Origin of the sequence: Acidiplasma sp. MBA-1 (genome assembly GCF_000949015.1) — an archaeon.
Taxonomy (GTDB): Archaea; Thermoplasmatota; Thermoplasmata; order Thermoplasmatales; family Thermoplasmataceae; genus Acidiplasma; species Acidiplasma aeolicum.
In genome coordinates, this window is the sequence record NZ_JYHS01000001.1 from 335086 (window position 1) to 355038 (window position 19953).

Here is a 19953-nt window from a genome sequence, read left to right on the forward strand (position 1 = left end):
TTTTATCAAAAAAATTAATTTTTTCCTTGCAAACTTTTAATACAGAAATATAATAAAAGATTATGGATATTCAAAACCTAAAGGATGTAAAAAATGTCTGCCTGCAGAATATTAAGGATATTTATGGTGAAAACATACAGGAGTTCACAATAAACAGCATAGTCAACAATGGAAATACATGGGATGTTTCCACCGAATTCAATTTTGAGGGATATCATTATACTGTATATATATCACTCAACAGCGATGGGGAAATTATAAAATTCAATCAGGTTGGCAAAACAAAAATAGGCTGATATACAAATATATTTTATATTTTTTTATAATTATTGTACATGGATTTGGAAACAAAAAACTATATTTTAAAGAACATATTTGATTTTTTTCAGTATTCAAAGAGATATGATCGTCTGGTATTAACCGGAATCCTTAATTCAATGGATTATCATGATGATTATATCACCTTTAATAAACTCAGATTCAAAATAGGTAGAAATGCAGGAAGGGATAAAATTTTGGGATTTTTTCTGGCAAACCTTCCGGTGCTTATTGAGGGCAGAAGAACTGAAAGGAATGACCTCACACCAAAATTAACAAAATTAAAAAATGATACACTGGAACTTATATCACTGGGAAAATTTAATGAGCTTGCAACACTTGACATGTATCTTCTTCTTGAAATGGGTTTAAGGTGTGCATACTCCATATGGGTTGGAAAAAAGGCCATTATTGAAAGGCCGGGATATGATAAAATAATATTATATGATCAGGATTACAGGAAAATAAAATTATATTTAAGGTTGAATAAAATTGGGCATTATGATGTTCTTGTCAATGGACAGCCATTTCCAAGCTCACAGAATTCACTCCTCCACTGGTCTGAAAAATTTACTGATAGGAATTCTGATCTGTTATTCAGGCTTGCATTAAACATAAGAAATCTTCTTGCACATGGCGAGAATGAATGGGAACTCTATCCCTTTAAGGAAAGTGTTGAATCATCCTCATATGCGGTTGGTAAGGTTCTGGACAGGATTAAATTATAAATTATTTTTAAAGTTTATAATACCCATGAAAATTTGGATGTTTTTAAACATATATATTTATGAAAAATAAATGAAAATTTTATAAACCATGCTTATATAAATTATTATGTTAAATTTTGATGGAGAGTTCGATGTGAATGCGAGGTCAGAGGATGCATATAACTACGTTTCAGACCCGGACCGCATAGCAAAGCTGGTTCCAGATCTAATAAGCTACACAAAAATAGATGGGAATAACATGAAGTTAACTGCAAAGGCGGGTGTATCATTTATAAAGGGAAAATTTGATCTGGATTTAAAAATAATAAATGATGAAAAAAAGGAGAATCTTAAGCTTGAGGGCCATGGAAAGGGAACCGGTGCATCTGTTGACTTTACCGTTGATTTTAATTTTAAGCAGAATGATGGAATGGCACACATAAAATGGAATGCCGATGTCAATGTTGTTGGGTCGGCAGCCAGCATGGGGGGCAGGATGATTAAAAGCGCAGCAGGGAAATATATTAATAAGCTTATTGATGCATATAAGCAGGCCCTTGAGGCTGGAAATTAAATTTAAAAATTGGTATTTTATTAATGATTAAAAAAATACAAAACTTTTCCCTGTTTTAACGGAAATTAATCACATTTCATAATTTCCTGACCCACAGGGAATTCTACGCCCGCCCCTGATCAGATTTTAATTGCAGGGTGACACGCCTTATGCTGGATCTGAGGCCCATTAAAAGGCAGGGCATTCTATATGTCCAGCGTCGTCATATGGAATCATGATCATCCATACTTTTTAACCGGACGTTAATATATGCCTTTTTTGTATTAAGTTTTTCTGGAATTATTTTTTAAAGATTAATTTTTATTATAAAAATAGACATTGCTTATCTTTTTAATTCAAACTTCTTCTGGATAAATTTATATAAAGTTTTATTTTGTACTCACTATGAATTATGATATAATTGTAATTGGTGCCGGTATTACCGGGCTAAGCTCTGCATACCATCTTAAAAAAAGAAATCCTGATGCGAAGATTCTGGTTGTTGATAAGGCCGGAACATATTCACAGGGAAACACGGCAAAGAGTGCAGCAGCATTCAGGGATTTTTTCTCCCTCAGGGAAAACCAGATTATGGCGCAGGCCTCAATAGCATTCTATAAAAACCTTCAGGACAAGCAGGGAATAGATATTGGCATGAAATTCTGCGGATATTTATTTTTATTTGATCATGAAAAGGATGAAAAATTTGTATCAAAATACCCAAATTCCAGAATAATTACCGAGGATTTAAGCAGCATATTTAATGTTAATATAGATTCTGAAACAAGGAAAATTATGAATATAGACTCAATAAAAACGGCCATTCTTGACTCTAATGCAGGAATTATAGAGCCGGATCTGCTGTCTAAATATTTTTATGATCAGATTACATCAATGGGCGTTGATGTGAGGTTTAACACACATGTTAAAAGGCTTGGGCTTGAGCCTGATGTAAGCCTTGATTATCCAGGGGAGCCGTTTAACTGGCAGAAATCATCCATAAAGTACATAGAAACAGACAGAGAAAAAATATACGGTGACTTCTTTATTTTATGCACGGATGTATGGACCACCGCACTTCTTGACCCTGTGGGCATTGACAGCCATTTAAGGCCAAAGAAAAGAATGATATTTCAGGTTACAAGCCCAGGAATAAGGGAAATAATAAACAAAAACATCTTTAATGATTCTGGCGTGTTTCCATTTACCATTTTCCCAACAGGGGTTTATGCCAGGCCATATCCCTCTGCAGGTGCCTTCTGGACAAGCCTCGCAGATGATATAAACCGTGATTTTTCATTTACAGAGCATCCTGAACCTGAACCAGAATTTTATTCCTATAATATTAAGCCAATTTTCGATGCATATTTCCCGGCGTTTCAAAATTCTAAAATTACAGCCTCATGGGCCGGATATTATTCATACAATACAATAGACTTCATGCCGTATATATTTAATGCACTTAACATGGTTATAGTTTCCGGAACAACCGGTGGTGGAATAATGAAGGGAGATTCCATAGGCAGAATTGTTGCAGCAAGATATAAAAATGAGGCCTATACAACATTATATAATGGTGAAAAAATAGAAAACACATACGATGGATATTACAGAACAACAAAGATAGAGGACATGATACTATAAAGTATAAAACCAATATTTTAATAAAAATTTATAATTATTATTTATGTTTAATGAACTTTATAGAATTCTTTACGATCATTATGGAGATTTAAAATGGTGGCCCTCATCCTCAGACGATGAAACAGTCATAGGATGCATATTAACACAGAATACATCATGGAAAAATGTGGAAAAATCCATTATTAATCTTAAAAATAATGGGTTATTAAATTTAAATGCTATAAAAAATATGGATGCTGAAATATTAAAAAAATACATAATGCCCTCAGGATTTTATAATCAGAAGGCGGTTTATCTAAAAAATATTGCTGATGCAGTTATTGACTCATATGGCACACTGGATAATATGAAGAATAGGGATATAAAAAATATATCAAATTTTTTAAAGAATATAAAGGGCGTTGGCCAGGAGACACTGGATTCAATAATGCTTTATGCCCTTAACTATCCGGTTTTTGTTGTTGATGCCTACACAAAAAGATTCCTGAAAAGGTACTATAATCAAAATTTTACATTTGATATGATACAAAATTATGCATTAAATGATCTTAAAAAGGATATATCAATGCTAAAAAATCTTCATGCAATGATTGTTGAACTGTCAAAAACTTACTGCAAAAGCACACCACAATGTTCAGAATGTTTTCTCAGAACAGGATGTAAATACCATAATTCAATTAAAAATTCTGATAGGTAAATAATGAGATGACAAAAATTAATAATTGATTATTAACTTTATATTTATGGAATACACAACTCTCGGGTCAACGGATTTAAAAATATCAAAATTATGCCTTGGGGGCATGTCCTTCGGAACCTCCCAATGGATGGCTGGCAGGGAAGAATCCATAAAAATAATAAAAAAGGCTATAGATTATGGAATAAATTTTATAGATACAGCGAACATATATTCATATGGAGAATCAGAAAAAATAATTGGAGAGGCCATAAGTGGATACAGGGATGATCTTGTTATATCCACAAAAGGTGCCGGAAAAATGTCAGATTTTTATTACGGCTTTAACAGGAAAAATTTATCACGGGCCATTAGGGAAAGCCTGAAAAGGCTCAATACCGATTATGTGGATATATACTTTCTTCATGCATACTTTGATACAATGGACGTTAATGATACTGTTGAAACAATATCGCAGTTCATACATAATGGCCTGGCCCATTATTGCGGCCTTAGCAATGCCCTTGGGTACCAGCTCGCAGAATTCAATACCGTTGCAGGCCTAAAAGAGAATTTTGGTGTTCAGATAGTGCAGAACCATTACAATGCTGTTTACAGGGAGGATGAGCGTGATGTAATACCATTCTGCAGGAAGAAAAATATTACATACTCTCCATTTAGCCCAATTGCAGCCGGATTTTTATCAGGAAAATACCAAAAAAACAAAAACATTGAGACAGTTAGAACAAAAACATATCCGGTAATGAAGCAGAGATATTTCAGGGAATGCGATTATAATGTTCTTGATAGCGTTATGGAAATAGCATCTGAAAGGGGGGCAACACCAGCACAGATAGCCCTGGCATATACAGTAAAAAAGGGATTTATACCTGTTATAGGTGCAAATAAAATAGAATACCTCGAATCAGATATAAATGCACTGGATATAAAATTAACAGATGATGATGTAAAAATAATAGAAAGCAAATACAGGCCCCATGAAATTATACAGGGGAATGCCGGATATTAATCTATTTTATTATATTTAATGCTATAAGGGCATCAAGGAAATACTGTATTGCAAAACCGGATAAAAGCAGACCAAAAATCCTTGTGATTGCAGTCATAACCTTATCTCCAAGTATGCTTAAAATTTTGGATGAATAAACAAAAAAGACATATACAAGCGCAAGAACCAGAAATACAGATATAATTGTTAATACTTTTGTGATAAAAGGGCCTTTCATAAGTATAATTACCAGTGAAATGGTTCCAGGCCCTGCAAGTAATGGTGTTGCCAGGGGGACAATGCCCATATTCTTTTCATCGCCTGTTGATGATTCCGGTTTTGCACCCTCACGCACCATTTCAATTCCCATCAAAAGAAGGATTAACCCACCGGCTATTTCAAGGGCCTCAATGGAGATGCCAAAGAATTCTATTATAAGATCACCAAATATGGCAAATATTAATATTATCAGCCCACCATAAACAATTGCATCCTTTGATATTGATTTTCTTGTCTCACGGTTAAATGATGACGTTAATGAAACAAAAATTACAAGATTTCCAAAGGGGTCAATAACAACAAGCAATGGCATGAAGACTTTAAGAAAATCTATGGCGATGGACATATACCGTTATTTCATACCAAATATTAAATATATCTTATTTAAAAAATATTATAAGGATATGAAACATAATCAACAATGAAGGTTTTAATACTGGGCATAGATGGCTACATTGGTTTCCCGCTTGCATTAAGGCTCATTGATCAGGGGCATGAGGTTTATGGTGCTGATAATTTCTATACCCGGAAAAGGTCAAGAAAGGTTAATGCCGATTCTGCCATAAAAATCGATTCAATGAATGAAAGAATAAAAAAAACAGGGAATAAAATAAAATTTTATTATGGTGATGTGAGCAATCCAAAATTTATTTATGATCTTATTAAAAATACCATGCCCGATGCCATTGTCCATCTTGGAGAGCAGAGATCCGCACCGTATTCAATGATTTCCCTGGATACAGCAAATGAGACATTGATAAAAAATATAAAGAGTACAATGAATATAATATATGCTGTTAAGGATATAAAAAAGGATATACACATAGTTAAGCTTGGTTCCATGGGTGAGTATGGAACACCAAATATAGATATACCTGAAGGATTTTTTAATATTGAATACCACGGCAGGTATGATTATTTACCATTCCCAAGGATGGGGCAGTCGTGGTATCACATGTCAAAGGTGCACGATTCATACAATCTAATGCTTGCTAACAAAATCTGGGGATTAAATATAAGCGATGTTATGCAGGGCGTTGTTTATGGTACCAGAACCGGTGAAATTAATAAGTATAATCTAAATACAAGGTTCGATATAGACGAAATTTATGGCACTGTATTGAACAGATTTGCATCCCAGGCAATTCTTGGGATTCCATTAACAGTTTATGGTCAGGGAAATCAGAAAAGGGCGTTTTTATCCCTGGAGGATAGTATCACATGCCTTAACCTAATATTGAATAACCCACCTCATAATGAGTACCGCGTTTATAACCAGTTTGATGAGTATTATTCCCTTAATTACATCGCCGGCGCAGTTGCCAAAAATTATAAATCATTAACAGGTACCGATATAGAAGTATCACACATTGATGACCCGCGGATTGAGAGTCAGGACCATTATTACAATCCAGCTAATGAAAATCTTAAGAAGATCGGCTATAGAAGGCAGAGGTCACTGGATGATGAAATTCCTGTAATACTTTCTGATCTCGAAAATAATAAAAAAAGGCTTATCAAATTAAAGGATTCAATAATGCCAAAAACAAAATGGAATAAATAAAAATTATTTTTTTAAATTCCTTTCAGAGTAATTATATGTTTTTCTTAGTATTTTATAATAATTCTCACTTCTACCGATGCTCACCCAGTCAGAATTTCTTATCAAATAATAGTAAACATCGTTGCCGGCCATTATAAAATCATTAATTGCTGGTGTTAACTCATCGTATTTCATGTAATTAAAAATACCCCTTTCAAAAATGTAAAAAGCCGGAAGTGCATAATTTGTTTCAGGTTTTTCGGGCTTTTCCACAACGCTCAATACCTTTTTTCCGGCAATACTTGCTATGCCATACCTTGACGGATCCTTTACCCTCATTAATGAGATTACACTTTTTTTTCTTATTTTAAAATAATTAATCATTTTAATAATATAATCATCCTTTAGTATGAAGCCATCCCCTGCATTAAGAATAAAATTTGAATTAACATAATCTGATGCAAGTGATACAGCGTATCCGTACCCTTTTGGTTTGTCCTGATAAATTAACTCTATTTTATAATCCAGTGATAATAAATAATCCCTTGTCCCGTTATCATTTTTGTCTATTATAACAAAAAATTTATCAATGCCTGCATTTGAGAGTTTATTTATTATTACATCTATAACAGGCCTTAAAACTATTTTATTATCCCTTACAGAATAAACAGGAAGCATTTCCTTCCTCATATTCCTGGGCAGGTTAGCCCTTGTGCCCTTTCCTGCGGCTGTAATAACTGATTCCATGAAAAGATATAAAAAAAGGATATAAATATATAACATTAATTTTTAATAAATATATTTTTAAGACAAATCATAATTATTATAAAATGCAGTGCTCAATTTGCGGGAATAAGGCTGTCTACGAGGTAAAATATAACGGATCATTTTTATGCAAAAAACATTTTATGGATTTTGTTGAAAGACGTGTTAAAAGGGAGCTCAGGTCCCAGACTGCAAGGAAAAACAAGAACATATCAATCTCGGTGGGGATTTCAGGCGGAAAGGATTCATCTGTTACATTATACCTTTTAAATAAGATTTACAAAAATAGAAGGGATGTGAATATAAAGGCGTTTACTGTTGATGAGGGAATAAATGGATACAGAAGCACAGGCCTTGAAAAGGCAAAAAAGCTTTCAGAAGAACTTGGCATAGAGCATGAAATAATATCCTTTAAGGAGAATTTTGGATACACAATGGACGAGATAATGAAAATTGATCCAAAAACAATATCGTGCTCACACTGCGGCCCAATGAGAAGAAATTTAATGAATAAAATATCAATGTATAATAATTCGGATTATGTGGCACTAGGTATAAATCAGGACGACTATGCACAGTCAATAATAATGAATGTTGTCAAGGGTGATGTTCAGAGATATGTTAGAATGGCACCGCATGAGTATGTGCGCGATGGCCTTGTTCCAAGAATCCTGCCACTGAGGAAAATACCTGAGAAGGAGGTCGTGCTCTATGCGGTTCTCGCAGGCATAGACTTTGACTCAAGCTGGTGCCCATACTATGCCATGGCGCAGAGAAACATTTTCAGGAAATTAATAGACGATCTTGAGAATGAAACGCCCGGAAGCAAATATGCAATTATTAAATTTTTTGATGAAACCCGGGAGCCTTTAAGAGACTATTTTAAAATGTCAGAGGTGAAGTTAAATAAATGCATAAAATGCGGATCACCAACCACAGGAGAGCTATGTGAGGTATGCCGTGATATTGAATCATTAAGAGAATTGGAGGCAAAACCATAGAAATATTTATTAAATTTCGACTGATTAGGGTGTATCGGGGTTGTAGCTTAGCTTGGTTGGAGCACCCGGCTGATAACCGGGAGGTCACCGGTTCAAATCCGGTCAGCCCCATTTTTAAGATTGGGATATAGATAAGACCAAAAAAGTTGACGTTTTTATCATGTTATTTAATGACATATTTTGTTTAATAAAAAATTTTAAAATTATATGCAATTTCCAAAATTTTATAAATGGATAAGCATGTTATTTCATTGCATGAGAATTTTAAAAATGTTCAACGGCAATGAAGTTTCAGTTCCAGACAAGCTCGAAAGAATAGTATCATTCAGTCCGGCAGTAACAGAGATACTCTTTGATCTTGGGCTTGGCGATAAAATTGTTGCTGACTCAGCCTTCTGCTCAAGACCAGAGGGTGCAAGATATAAAAGAAAGCTGGCAAGTTACTCAACAACCCGAAAGGATATTTTAAAAGAGCTTAATCCAGATATAATACTTACCATTGGCGGATATCAGGAGATTCTTTATAATAATCTTAAGGACGATTTGCCGGTTTATATATTTGAGCTTCCATCATCGCTTTCCGGCTTGCTGGATTTAATATCGAAGGTTGGCATAGTTGTAAATAAAAAGGTCGAGGCAAGGAATCTGGACTTAAAACTTATAAAACAGTATAAAAACATTAATACTGATATATTTTTTAAAACATATTTCGAAATGGACCTTGGTGGACCGGTGACCTTCGGTTCCATGAGTTATATAACGGATGCATTGTATGTTATGGGATTTGACACAATTTATGCCAATTTTGATAGGGAATGGATAACTCCAGATTTTGATTTTGTTGCCAGGGCTGATCCCGATGTCATAATATACGAGCATAAAATGTACCGTGAATTTGATTACAGTGATATGGAAAGGCTTATTTTAAAAAGAAATTGGAATAATATCAGTGCAGTCAAAAATGGAAATGTGTTTATAACTCCAGGAAGGCTGGATTTTTATGCACATCATGGCCCGTCATTTTTTACAGAGGTTATTCCATGGACAATAAATATATATAATAATATAAAAAGTAAAATAAAAAATTAGAAAAATTAATATAACAATTTTTTGTTGTCCTATTATGTCCTACAAATTATATGTGGAGCCTGAGGATAAATACATTAAAATACTTGATTTCATTAAAAAAAGTTCCAAATATCTTTACATTAATTATTATCTTGTTGATGATCAAATCATAATAAACGAGATAAAAAATGCAGTCTCCCGGAGTGTTGATGTAAGAATAATTGTTGATGGCCGTCCATATGGAATAAATGGTGATGATGGAACACACGATGAAATAAAGATACTGAAGGATACCGGGGCAAAGGTTAAAATAGCACCGCCAAGGTTTGAAAGGCCCAATGTTTTCGATCATGCAAAGTACATGGTGACAAGGGGGAAATGCAACATAGGGACGTTAAATTTAACCGAGGCAGCATTCACAAAAAACCGTGAGTACGGTCTCATAATAAAGAATAAAAAAATTAGCAGGGACCTTAAAAAATTATTTCTGGCTGATTGGAAAAACACAGATGCAGGAATAAAAAGCAGGAATTTAATAATATCACCCGGGTCCCAGGAATCCATATTGAATTTCTTAAAAAGGGAGAGGCGTATATTAATCGAAAGTGAGGAGGTGGGCGATGATGATGCCATTCTCAGTGAGTTCAGGGAGAAGGGTAAAAAATTGAGCATTATAGTACCATCATCTGTGTCAAGTACAGACCTTAAAAATCTTGAAAAGCTCTCAAAATCTGGTGTGAGGGTCAGGTACATGCCTGTATCAAAATTATACATGCATGCCAAGTTAATAATAGGCAGAAATGAATTTTTTATAGGCTCGGAAAATTTTACGAAGGCCAGCCTAAATCATAACAGGGAGGTTGGAATTCTGGCAAGAAAATTTTTTATGGTTTCTGATGTAAAAAAAATCTTTAAAAAGGACTGGAAAAACGCCAGCAAAACATATGAGGCGGCAATAGAATATGAAAAAAAATTAAAAAAATCTGGAGATTATGAAAAAAATAATCACTCAACATCGTATAAATCCTGATAATAAACAGTTTTAATTTCATCGGCCTTTATAATGATTCTATTATTATAAACCTCCATTATATCACCCTCAATTATCCCATCCTTTTTTGTAACTGCTCTTATATGCCCCTCCAGCGGCACCTCCTTGCACTCCCTAAATTCTTCAGGCTCTATAACAGTGGGGGTATACATGGGATTATCATTTCTTGAAAATTTTAATGGGAGATCCATAAATATTGTTCCGTTTGATATGTTTCTTATAAGTCCGGTATATGTCATATTGTTTATTTTTATTAGATAGATTCCATCAAGGTCATTATTTTTATATTCATTTTCAAGTTCTTTAATGCTAAGCACCCTGGCCATGAAATGCAAATTAATTATCATATAATTAGTTTATCTTATGGTAAATATATTTAAAAAAATTTTAATTAAACTTTATATATGCCTGTGACATATTTAATTATGGTAGAAGTAGTAGTTATACATAAATGGAAGGATGAGCAGAAGGATGATGTAATGGGTTTTGCCTCAAAGGTTATGGAAATGGCAAAAGATAAAAAACTCCCCGCAGGTTTAAAACTAAATGAATTGTACCTTGCTGAAAAGAAAAACGAGGCAGTTTGCAGATGGACAGTTGATTCACTGGATCATTTAATGGAAACAGCAAAATCTTTTAAACCAACATGGGAAATAGATGCATTTGAGGTTGACCAGAAGTATAAAAAAGGTTTATTCTAATTTTTTTAATTTTTTTGATTTAATTCCTATTGATGCACCATATTCCTCCAGTTTTTTTATCTGTTCCTTATGAAATCCTAAAAATATTCCCTTGCCCTTTCCGCCAACATATATATTTCCATTAAGCTTTATTAAATTACCAAGGGTTTTATCTATTATTGTTATTAAATGGCCCTTAACCGGTATGTCCACCCTTTCTGAGTCCCATGAAATTTCAGGATAGTCACTATGATGCGGTAATATTATTTTTTTTAATTCTGGGGATTCAATATCAACATGTGTAACATGGGCCCTTGAATAGCCCTTAATGTGTATGTATATTCTTGCATCTGGGAGAACATTGCCATCCAGCATAATTATTCCTCTTAACTTTATTTTACCTGCCACCAGTATTTATATCTTTATGTTATAAATTATTTTATAAAATAATATGATATATTTATCAATACAACGTTAAAATTTTATATGGAAAACTGATTAAGGTATGCAGGGCTCGTAGTCTAGTGGTTATGATACCGCCCTTACAAGGCGGTGGTCACCGGTTCAAATCCGGTCGGGCCCACTTAATTTATTAATCTAATACCTTTTATGCATGGAAGCAATGTTTATCTATGACTATGCAACCGAAGTATAATGAACTGCTTCTGGATGATGATGTAAGAAGATGGTTTGAGAACTTAAGGGCTAGGTCTGTTATAACTGCAACAGTTTACTTTCGGGGATTAGGATATTATTGCTATCTTAACAATACAAACCTAAAGGAAATTCTAGCAAATGCAAAGAGCAATGAAAAGGAATTCAAGGATAACTTCATAGATTTTATAAGAAGGCTGGAAAAAGAGGGCAAGGCAGGATCATACATAGCGAGATTCAAGAAGGTAATCCTATCATGGCTGAAGTTTAATGGTATCGGCTTGCAGTTAACCGTTAACATATCAGGGGAAAACGAGACACCAACAATCGTTAACGAAAGAGTGCCTAATAAAGAAGAACTATCAAGGATATTGAGAAAGGCAACATCAAGGGCAAAGGTATCAATATCCCTAATGGCATTTTCAGGGTTGAGGCCTGAAAGCTTAGGCAGGTACGAGGGCATAGATGGATTGAGGCTGGGAGATATAAAGGAACTTCACATATCAGATGATATAACATTTGATAGGATACTGGCTATGGTTGTTGTTAAACAAAAATTAAGCAAGGCAAGACATCAGTATTTTACATTCATAGGCAGGGAAGGAGCAACATACATAAAGGAATATTTGGATGAAAGAAAGAAGAACGGAGAGGAATTAACCTATGATTCACCACTATTACAATTTGATTCCAGAGGCATCAGGAAAAATGATTTTTTAAGGACAACATTGGTTACAAGGGATATAAGACAAGCAATAGAACTCGCAGGATTAAAGATGAGACCATACGTTTTGAGGGCTTATTTCTCAACAGCACTTGACATAGCGGAATCAAAGGGCTAATATCGCATTCCTGGAGGCAGTTTATCATGGATCCTTAGGGCAACTCACAACCTATTTTTGCATAGACAAATCCTCGCGTAAATCAACAATATACGATGTCATGATAAATGGAGGGCTTGAAGGCACAATCGTAAGAAAAGACAACCTAGACATAGTTCCAAGCACAATAGACCTCGCAGGCGCGGAAGTAGAGCTCAACGGCAAAATCGGCAGGGAATACATTCTCGATAACGAGCTAAAGAAAATATCAAAGAACACACAATACCGCTTCGCTTAGTGCGGGATTCAAACTTGACTGATTGAAACCTTGTTCAAATCCTTATCTAAATTTATCTGAAACGAGCCTTTCACTGTTTTGAAGTTCTCAGACACGACCCAATATTCTGCGATTAGACTGATTTGTCCTTGGATACGAGGGATAAGTTGAGTGGAATCCAAGACGCGTTCAACATTAAGGTGTCAGGTTTATTTTTTACCACCCAAAAAGCATCAAATTTTCTATATGTCTTGGGCAGAATATCCGCAAAAGGTATTTGGTACCCTCTCCATTTTAATTCCGATGATTGTTTGACAAATTCTTCCCCGGTCTGCGAGTTTCTGAGGCTAATCAGATAAGCATAACAATTCCTTGCGATCATTTTATTATGATTATTTTTAACTGCTACATGGAAAAATCTAGATGGCAAGGGCTGGCCGTTAACTAGATCTACATCTCCGAAGGTTCCATCGATAAGGCAGAGTTCAAGCTTATCAGGGGGAAGTTGGATGAGTATTCCAATAATAGCAAGAATCGTTCAAATGCCGCCTATCACTATGCCAATTACGGTCAATTCAAAGTCAGTCACCACTCACAATCATTCCCCGTCAACAGGTTCAAATTCCTTCAGTGGTCCTTCGAAACCGCATTTGGGACATGTTATAATCGCACCTAGAGAGACAAGACCGCCCGGCATTTTTATCCCGGCCTTGTACTCAATCGGTTTCAAGCCCCAAGTAGGTTTATTGAAAATTTCTCCGCACTTTGGGCATTTGATTTTCTTTGTCATTTCAATAACCTCACTGATAACATAACACGGTAAGTTAAAAATTTTGCTATCTAAAGATTAAAATTACAGTATTCGCTTAAAACTTTAATCAAATCCAGTCGGGCAAATACAGAATAAAGAAATATGGAAAAAACCAAAAAACTTTAAATTATTAAATAATTATATTAAAATTATATTAATCTTAGTATATTAATAAGCAGGATTTGAGAAAAATCTGAGGGTTCATGACATGTTTAATTTATCTTAAAATATGTAAACGTTAAAATTTTGCATAATCTTTGCATGCTTGATGTTAGAAGTTTTTCAGATTAATTTTTATCCCTTTGTGTTTATTAATAGCCAAGACAATGCATTTATATCGGAATTTTAAGAATTTAGTATAAGTTAATAGCAATTATTAATGGATAAAAAATCAGAAACTCATAGATACATGCTTATACAGTTAATTTCTATTTGAATCTATTTGAGGAATTGTTTATTTCCATATCACCAGAAATATATATATTTTTAAAATATGTTTATTGGTGTAATATATGATTCAAAAATATCATTTAAAATGCCCAAAGTGCGGACATGAATTCAATATAAATTATGATCCATGGGTCAGCTTTCCTGATCCAGATCTTGGAATAATAATCCGTGAGGGAAAGCATCGATTTGCTGTCAGGTGCCCGGCATGCCACAAGACATCTCATTATCATATGTCTGATGATGGTGAACAGCTCTCTACGTGGTAAGGCAAAATGTGTACTTTGTGATCACTATAACTGTTTCAAATTTATGGGTAGAAATTAAGAATGTGATAAAATGTCTAAATGACTAATAGGCGTTATAATATATTTAAAATCTGGTTTGTAAGTTCTCCTAAAGATTACATGCAAATTGGTTGATATAATCTACATTAAGGTTTAAATAAAAAAATAAAATTCATACACGTGAAGATTAAAACGCTGGTTATGATTTTATTGGGTTTTATTCTAATCATGGATTCAATATTATTGTACTCCAAATATTCATATATGTATTATCCAGGTTCCATCAATTACCCAGCATCAGCAAAAACCGCCATTGTGTTTACAGTTTTTACAACAGTTTTAATTATAATTGGCGCCATTCTAATATCCTTAGGAATTTATAAGATTATTCGTGAAAACTATGTAATTCCAAAAATTAACCATTACTGGCTTATTTCTTTAATTTATGGTATAATAATAGCAATAATAGGTGGAATGATACACATAGCTCCATCCGGATTTCATTATCCGCATTATGTTTCTTTTACATATGGTCTTCCGATGTTTGTTCCAAATTTTATGATTTATTATTCAAGAATAATAGGATTATACATGTATCCTCTTCAGCTGCTGTCACTAGTTGCTGTTAGCCTTACCGGTGCTGCAATAATGGGGATATCATTTAAAGGAATAAGGTCAAGAAAAAAGTCTGTTGCGTCAATACTGGGAACAGTTGGGGTTTGTCCTGCCTGTGCTGCCGGAACCCTCTTTGGTTTCGTTATAGGTGCAAGTCCATTTTTAAGCTCATTTTACCTTAACGTATTGTACGGCAATACTCTAGATGAGGTTTTAATAAGCATGCTTTCACTGCTTCTTATGTTTATCTTTCTACTTTATGTGCTTAAACCATACAAAATAAAAACCAAAATAATAAGGTCAGCACAACTAAAAAATTAACTTTTATTTCATTATTTCATTATAATCTATAAAATCCACATTCTTTTTTTGTAAAAAATTTTTAATATCCTGGTCATCAGCTATAATTTTATCCGGTTTCAATAATTCTATTATTTTTTTAATATACATCTCAAATATATTATTCATTAAAAAGTCCATTGTCACAATCCCGTTAAGTTCCGTTCTTTTAAACATTGCATTAAATGTTTCCCTATTTTCTGGAGATAATGGGAAAAAATCTACAAAATTTAAATTCAAATTTTTTGATTTGCAGTAGGAAATTAGATCATTAAAACGTTCTTCAAAGTAATTTTTATCATCCATGGAATATTCCATGGGAGTAATAAAATTTATAAAAAGAAAACCACCTGTAATTATTTCATTATCAGGGGAATAAACAGTATAATCAGTGGTTGTAAATGTTATTGATGGATCGCTGTATTCAAGGTCCTCATACTCAAGGCCTCCAGAACCATACTCAGAATTATGTATATATGTATTGTCTCTTATTATGTCTATATTAAAAACGAAATCGATGGCCGCTCTCTTTAATTCATTTAATTCCCTCAATGAAACGCTCATTTGCATCATAATAAATAAATTATTTATTAATATTTTTAAAAACAACCCATGGTATTTAATCACCGTGAAATAAAACCAGTGAATTTTATATAAATAAATAATAATATAATAAATTTTTATAATTATTTAATTGACCATTCAGTCAATTATATATAGAAGATTGTACTAATCCATTATATGACATTTAAAAAAACATTATATATCACAGGATCAGAATGGTTTGCAATAGCCCTTGGTACCCTGGCCTTATCAGTGCTTTTAAACAGAATGGCTGATTTTTTCCATTCCAATGCCCTTTATAACACTGGCATATTTTTTCTCTTTTTGGGCATGGTTCTTTTTTTGATTTTATTTGCATTATGGACTGCAAGGACATTTGTATTTCCAAATGTTATTCTGGAGGACTGGAACAATCTTAACAGAATTAGCTTTTCAACCGTTGTTCCATTATCCATGATGATAATGAATGTATCATACATTTCATATTATCCGTCAAAAATTATATCATTAAGGTATTTATCATATTATAATTATATTTTTGATTTCATTGCTATTTTGCTTCTAAGTTTTTATCTTGGGTATAAAATGTATACAAAGAATATAGAAAAGGGGGAATTAACATATGCAGAATTAATACCACCTGTTGCCTTATCTTCCACAGTTTTCTTGGGAAAAAGGATCATTCCACTTGTTGGAATAAATGCAGATCTGGTTTATTTTCTGATCCTGATGGGATTTGGAATAGCACTTTTTCTATTTCTTTTTATAGGAATTATGGCGTTTACCTCACACATAAGGGATATAAAGTCAAGTGAATCTTCACCAGTGCTTGTTTTGCCTGTGGGAGTTTCCAGCATTCTGGTAATAAATATAATTACACTTTCACAGCTTCCAGGTATTTTCAAAATTCCATTAACTGTAGCATTATTCGCCTCAGTTTCATTATGGTCATTTGAACTCTGGAATTTTATTGTGGCCATGCTTGTTAGCATAAGGAAGGTTTTTCATGCAAAGCCTGGTATATCAATATGGGCATACACATTTCCATTGGCAGTTTTTTCTATATCCTCACTTAAACTGAGTTTCGTTTTTAAGTCTAATAATTATATTTATCCGTATAACATAACTTTTTACACTGGAATAATAGCAATGGTAATACTTATTATTGCATGGATTTACGCTGTTGTCATTACATTAATATTTATTAAACATTTTAATATACAAAGTCAAAAATCCTCATCTTAAACATTTAAGATAAATTATATTATATTTTTCTAATTTAAAACTATACAATACAAATTTATGAATGCTTTTATTCTTTAATTATTGTCTTCTAATTGAAATTTTTGACATTATCCTTATAAATAATTTAATAAATTTGTTAAAGGTTATCATATGCAAATTATTAATTAATATATTATAATCATGAAATATTATAATACACTTTGGAATGAATACGGTTCATGGTGGTAATATATGAAAATAAAAATTGTGCAGCCCAATTCGAAAACATTCAATGGGATAAAAACGTATTCCACAAATTTATTTAAAGACCTCTTAAAAAATGGAATTGCAGCAGAATTAAAACGGCTTCCGAAGGTAGAGTTTTCTATACGGGGCAAAAAAATTGGTGGATGGACATCCCAGAGACTTCTATCATTTTTGGTTGGAAATGCAGATATTGTTCATTCAACATCTTACATGGAATTAACACCACATACCAATGTTGTTACCATCCATGATCTTTTCTCTATTATAAATAATAAATATAAATCGCAAATGATCAGGGATTTTCATATAAAAACTCTCAAAACTATAGAGAGAAGGAGGATAAATGTAGTTGTTCAGGGTGAGCATATTGCTGAACAGGTAAGAGAGTATATACCAGATGTGCCCATAGATATTATTCCGACAAAGGTATTTGTTAAGCCTGCGACTCAAAATCCTTATCCAGACAATGGAAAACTTCATCTAGTAACAATGGGCGAAATATATGGAAACGGGGAAAACAGGAAACAGATATATGAATTATACGATTGGATTAAAAATTTAAAAGATGTTGAACTGTATCATATCGGCATTATAACAGATGAAAAATACAAAAATTATTCATATAATATTCACCAACTTGGTACTGTATCTGAGCAGGAAAAATTTAATTATCTTCAGTATGCGAATAAATTCGTTTTTAAAACTCTCTGCGAGGGACAGGGTATACCCACGATGGAGGCCATGAGACTTGGAACACAACCTGTAATAAATGATATTCCGGCGCATAGATATTTCCTTGGAGATAAGCCTTATTATTATCACAATAAAGATGAATTCCTAGAAATGATATACAGACCAAAAAAACAGGGATTGGTTGAACAGATATCTCAATATGATAACTGGGTGGAAAAATACAAAAAAGTCTATGATAATGTTATTAATAACCACAATAAAAGATAACAATATTTGCACTGATATAATCACAAAAATTTAATTTAAGGATTTTTAATTAAACTGATTTTATGAAACAGAATTACAATAATAAGCACTTATAATAATAAAAGGCTTTAAATTTTATAATTACCATGCATCTAACATTTTTTATCAAGTCAATTTAATGGTATAATTAATAAAAATAAAAAAATAATAGCGCCATGGGAGAGATTCGAACTCCCGATCCACAAGGGAACCAGCTCTCAAGGCTGGCGCCGTACCACTGGGCCACCATGGCATAACAAATTAAAGGAGATTTTTGTTATTATCTCCTTAACCTTCCATTAGCTCTTATGGAGGGTCTGCTTTTTGAGCTGTTAAGCCTTCCGTGTCCGAGGCCACGGTTTTTATATCCTGCTGATGTTAATCCGCGGTAAACCCTGCCCTTATTCTGTGGTTCTGATATCCATGATATATGCCTATCGTTATATATATTGGGGTTTGTCCTGTCCACAAGTATTACCTCATAGTACTTATAAAGGCCGTCCTCTCCAACATAATATGAGTTTAATACCTCCATGTTGGGGTATTTATCTGCAGCCCTCTCCTCGGCTATAAGCTGTATGCTTTTTTTAAGTGTCATTTTTGTATATGCAAGCCTTCTTGGCCTTCTGCCTCCCATAATTTTGGGTTTATTCTGTCCGCCCCTTCTAACCCTTGATCTGACTATTATATATCCTTCCTTTGCCTTGTATCCTGCAGATCTTGCACGGTCTATCCTTGTTGGGTATTCGAGCCTTTCAACTGAATTTCCCTTTCTCCATGATATCATTCTTTGCTTGTGCATTAAGTATATATCTGATTTTTTAAGCGATTTCCATTCATCTCTAATTAAGCTGTAAGAATTCATCTTGTTCACTTCAAACTAAAAACCTTATTAAAAAATGCTATATATATCTTATTATGCATGTTTTACTGGCATAATAAAGAATGAAAGCATTTAGATGCATAATAATTACCACGGAAAAAGAATAAGTATTGGGAGCTTTAGAGCATCAAAAGGTGTTAATATATTTCATAGAAATCATAATCTAACAGCTCCCATAGGGTCTTCCATCTATAAATTTAATTTTAATTTTTTTCCCAATGTCTGGTTCTCCAGCTGAATCAATGTTCATATAAAGCCTAAAACCTTCTGGAAATGAAACTATTGCCCATATACTGTTGTTAAAAACAGTATAGGAATATATCTCACCAGTGCCGGAAGATTTTTTAATCTCTATTTTGTCTGATCCGCACTGCGGACACCTATTTCTCGGATAATAAAAAGAATAATCACAGTTTTTGCATTTAATGTATGGTAGCATGGAGTTCGCAAAATAATCCTTATAAATACTGTATATTTCCATTTCATTCATTT

25 protein-coding genes and 3 tRNA genes are annotated in these 19953 nt (G+C 33.4%); 19 read left to right on the plus strand and 9 right to left on the minus strand.

Going from position 1 to position 19953, the window contains the following annotated elements; translation table 11 throughout:
* The first annotated feature begins 62 nt into the window (after positions 1-62).
* The 6 genes from TZ01_RS01720 (at position 63) to TZ01_RS01745 (ending at position 4928) form a co-directional block, all read left to right on the plus strand.
* A complete protein-coding gene (locus TZ01_RS01720; RefSeq protein WP_048101070.1) occupies positions 63-296 on the plus strand; it encodes a hypothetical protein in 234 nt (77 codons plus the stop codon).
* Positions 297-335: 39 nt separating this feature from the next.
* Positions 336-1046 carry a hypothetical protein gene (locus TZ01_RS01725; RefSeq protein ID WP_048101071.1) on the plus strand — a complete coding sequence of 237 codons (711 nt, stop codon included), beginning with the start codon at positions 336-338 and terminating at the stop codon, positions 1044-1046.
* A gap of 106 nt (positions 1047-1152) precedes the next feature.
* Complete coding sequence (locus TZ01_RS01730; protein ID WP_048101072.1) at positions 1153-1599, plus strand: carbon monoxide dehydrogenase subunit G; 447 nt, start codon at positions 1153-1155, stop codon at positions 1597-1599.
* A 384-nt stretch (positions 1600-1983) separates the two neighbouring features.
* Complete coding sequence (locus TZ01_RS01735) at positions 1984-3222, plus strand: FAD-binding oxidoreductase (RefSeq protein ID WP_048101073.1); 1239 nt, start codon at positions 1984-1986, stop codon at positions 3220-3222.
* Positions 3223-3265: 43 nt separating this feature from the next.
* Entirely contained in the window at positions 3266-3919 is a 654-nt protein-coding gene (locus TZ01_RS01740) for an endonuclease III domain-containing protein (RefSeq protein ID WP_048101074.1), read from the plus strand.
* A gap of 46 nt (positions 3920-3965) precedes the next feature.
* A complete protein-coding gene (locus TZ01_RS01745; protein WP_048101075.1) occupies positions 3966-4928 on the plus strand; it encodes an aldo/keto reductase in 963 nt (320 codons plus the stop codon).
* Position 4929: 1 nt separating this feature from the next.
* Here the strand turns inward: TZ01_RS01745 and TZ01_RS01750 are convergent, their stop codons facing one another.
* Positions 4930-5532: a MarC family protein gene (locus TZ01_RS01750; RefSeq protein ID WP_048101076.1), complete on the minus strand. Its 603-nt coding sequence runs from the start codon at positions 5530-5532 to the stop codon at positions 4930-4932.
* A gap of 75 nt (positions 5533-5607) precedes the next feature.
* On the opposite strand from TZ01_RS01750, the gene agl3 reads away from it, so the two are divergent.
* Positions 5608-6750, plus strand: a complete 1143-nt coding sequence (agl3, locus tag TZ01_RS01755; protein ID WP_048101077.1) for a UDP-sulfoquinovose synthase — start codon at positions 5608-5610, stop codon at positions 6748-6750.
* A gap of 3 nt (positions 6751-6753) precedes the next feature.
* Here agl3 and TZ01_RS01760 read toward each other — a convergent pair whose 3' ends face one another.
* Entirely contained in the window at positions 6754-7476 is a 723-nt protein-coding gene (locus TZ01_RS01760) for a nucleotidyltransferase family protein (protein ID WP_048101078.1), read from the minus strand.
* A gap of 83 nt (positions 7477-7559) precedes the next feature.
* Here TZ01_RS01760 and TZ01_RS01765 point away from each other — a divergent pair, with 83 nt between their 5' ends.
* From TZ01_RS01765 to TZ01_RS01780, 4 genes are all read left to right on the plus strand, one after another.
* Entirely contained in the window at positions 7560-8495 is a 936-nt protein-coding gene (locus TZ01_RS01765; RefSeq protein WP_048101079.1) for a TIGR00269 family protein, read from the plus strand.
* 36 nt (positions 8496-8531) lie between these two features.
* A tRNA-Ile gene (locus tag TZ01_RS01770) sits at positions 8532-8606 on the plus strand.
* Between the two features lie 144 nt (positions 8607-8750).
* Entirely contained in the window at positions 8751-9584 is an 834-nt protein-coding gene (locus tag TZ01_RS01775; protein ID WP_052656671.1) for an ABC transporter substrate-binding protein, read from the plus strand.
* Positions 9585-9618: 34 nt separating this feature from the next.
* On the plus strand, positions 9619-10593 hold the full coding sequence (locus tag TZ01_RS01780) for a phosphatidylserine/phosphatidylglycerophosphate/cardiolipin synthase family protein (RefSeq protein WP_048101080.1): 975 nt from the start codon (positions 9619-9621) through the stop codon (positions 10591-10593).
* On the opposite strand, the gene TZ01_RS01785 is transcribed toward TZ01_RS01780, so the two are convergent.
* Positions 10569-10940: a hypothetical protein gene (locus TZ01_RS01785; RefSeq protein WP_156150277.1), complete on the minus strand. Its 372-nt coding sequence runs from the start codon at positions 10938-10940 to the stop codon at positions 10569-10571. The genes TZ01_RS01780 and TZ01_RS01785 overlap by 25 nt on opposite strands.
* 99 nt (positions 10941-11039) lie before the next feature.
* Between TZ01_RS01785 and TZ01_RS01790 the strand changes: the two genes are divergently transcribed.
* The gene (locus TZ01_RS01790; RefSeq protein ID WP_048101351.1) at positions 11040-11315 is read left to right on the plus strand and encodes a hypothetical protein; all 276 of its coding nucleotides are present in this window, start codon (positions 11040-11042) and stop codon (positions 11313-11315) included.
* On the opposite strand, the gene TZ01_RS01795 is transcribed toward TZ01_RS01790, so the two are convergent.
* Positions 11307-11702, minus strand: a complete 396-nt coding sequence (locus TZ01_RS01795; protein ID WP_048101082.1) for a hypothetical protein — start codon at positions 11700-11702, stop codon at positions 11307-11309. The two genes, TZ01_RS01790 and TZ01_RS01795, sit on opposite strands and share 9 nt — an antisense overlap.
* Positions 11703-11804: 102 nt before the next feature.
* On the opposite strand from TZ01_RS01795, the gene TZ01_RS01800 reads away from it, so the two are divergent.
* The 3 genes from TZ01_RS01800 to TZ01_RS09830 all read left to right on the plus strand — a co-directional run bounded on the left by TZ01_RS01800 (position 11805) and on the right by TZ01_RS09830 (position 13067).
* Positions 11805-11877 (plus strand) — tRNA-Val (locus TZ01_RS01800).
* A 49-nt stretch (positions 11878-11926) separates the two neighbouring features.
* Positions 11927-12790, plus strand: a complete 864-nt coding sequence (locus TZ01_RS01805) for a site-specific integrase (RefSeq protein ID WP_231563396.1) — start codon at positions 11927-11929, stop codon at positions 12788-12790.
* 10 nt (positions 12791-12800) lie between these two features.
* Positions 12801-13067 carry an AAA family ATPase gene (locus TZ01_RS09830; protein WP_255350862.1) on the plus strand — a complete coding sequence of 89 codons (267 nt, stop codon included), beginning with the start codon at positions 12801-12803 and terminating at the stop codon, positions 13065-13067.
* Between the two features lie 577 nt (positions 13068-13644).
* On the opposite strand, the gene TZ01_RS01815 is transcribed toward TZ01_RS09830, so the two are convergent.
* Positions 13645-13836 carry a hypothetical protein gene (locus tag TZ01_RS01815; RefSeq protein WP_048101084.1) on the minus strand — a complete coding sequence of 64 codons (192 nt, stop codon included), beginning with the start codon at positions 13834-13836 and terminating at the stop codon, positions 13645-13647.
* A 533-nt stretch (positions 13837-14369) separates the two neighbouring features.
* Here TZ01_RS01815 and TZ01_RS10010 point away from each other — a divergent pair.
* Together TZ01_RS10010 and TZ01_RS01825 are read left to right on the plus strand one after the other, a co-directional pair.
* Positions 14370-14573, plus strand: a complete 204-nt coding sequence (locus TZ01_RS10010; RefSeq protein WP_048101085.1) for a CpXC domain-containing protein — start codon at positions 14370-14372, stop codon at positions 14571-14573.
* 198 nt (positions 14574-14771) lie between these two features.
* Entirely contained in the window at positions 14772-15527 is a 756-nt protein-coding gene (locus tag TZ01_RS01825; RefSeq protein ID WP_156150278.1) for a hypothetical protein, read from the plus strand.
* A gap of 3 nt (positions 15528-15530) precedes the next feature.
* On the opposite strand, the gene TZ01_RS01830 is transcribed toward TZ01_RS01825, so the two are convergent.
* Entirely contained in the window at positions 15531-16109 is a 579-nt protein-coding gene (locus tag TZ01_RS01830; protein WP_156150279.1) for a hypothetical protein, read from the minus strand.
* A 177-nt stretch (positions 16110-16286) separates the two neighbouring features.
* Here TZ01_RS01830 and TZ01_RS01835 point away from each other — a divergent pair, with 177 nt between their 5' ends.
* Together TZ01_RS01835 and TZ01_RS01840 are read left to right on the plus strand one after the other, a co-directional pair.
* Complete coding sequence (locus TZ01_RS01835; RefSeq protein WP_048101088.1) at positions 16287-17354, plus strand: hypothetical protein; 1068 nt, start codon at positions 16287-16289, stop codon at positions 17352-17354.
* 231 nt (positions 17355-17585) lie between these two features.
* Positions 17586-18560 (plus strand): glycosyltransferase, encoded by a 975-nt coding sequence (locus TZ01_RS01840; protein ID WP_048101089.1) that lies wholly within the window; start codon positions 17586-17588, stop codon positions 18558-18560.
* A 190-nt stretch (positions 18561-18750) separates the two neighbouring features.
* Here TZ01_RS01840 and TZ01_RS01845 read toward each other — a convergent pair.
* The 3 genes from TZ01_RS01845 to TZ01_RS01855 all read right to left on the minus strand — a co-directional run bounded on the left by TZ01_RS01845 (position 18751) and on the right by TZ01_RS01855 (position 19951).
* A tRNA-Ser gene (locus TZ01_RS01845) sits at positions 18751-18831 on the minus strand.
* Positions 18832-18858: 27 nt separating this feature from the next.
* Positions 18859-19443: a 50S ribosomal protein L15e gene (locus TZ01_RS01850; protein WP_048101090.1), complete on the minus strand. Its 585-nt coding sequence runs from the start codon at positions 19441-19443 to the stop codon at positions 18859-18861.
* 181 nt (positions 19444-19624) lie between these two features.
* On the minus strand, positions 19625-19951 hold the full coding sequence (locus tag TZ01_RS01855; RefSeq protein ID WP_048101091.1) for a Zn-ribbon domain-containing OB-fold protein: 327 nt from the start codon (positions 19949-19951) through the stop codon (positions 19625-19627).
* Positions 19952-19953: the final 2 nt, after the last annotated feature.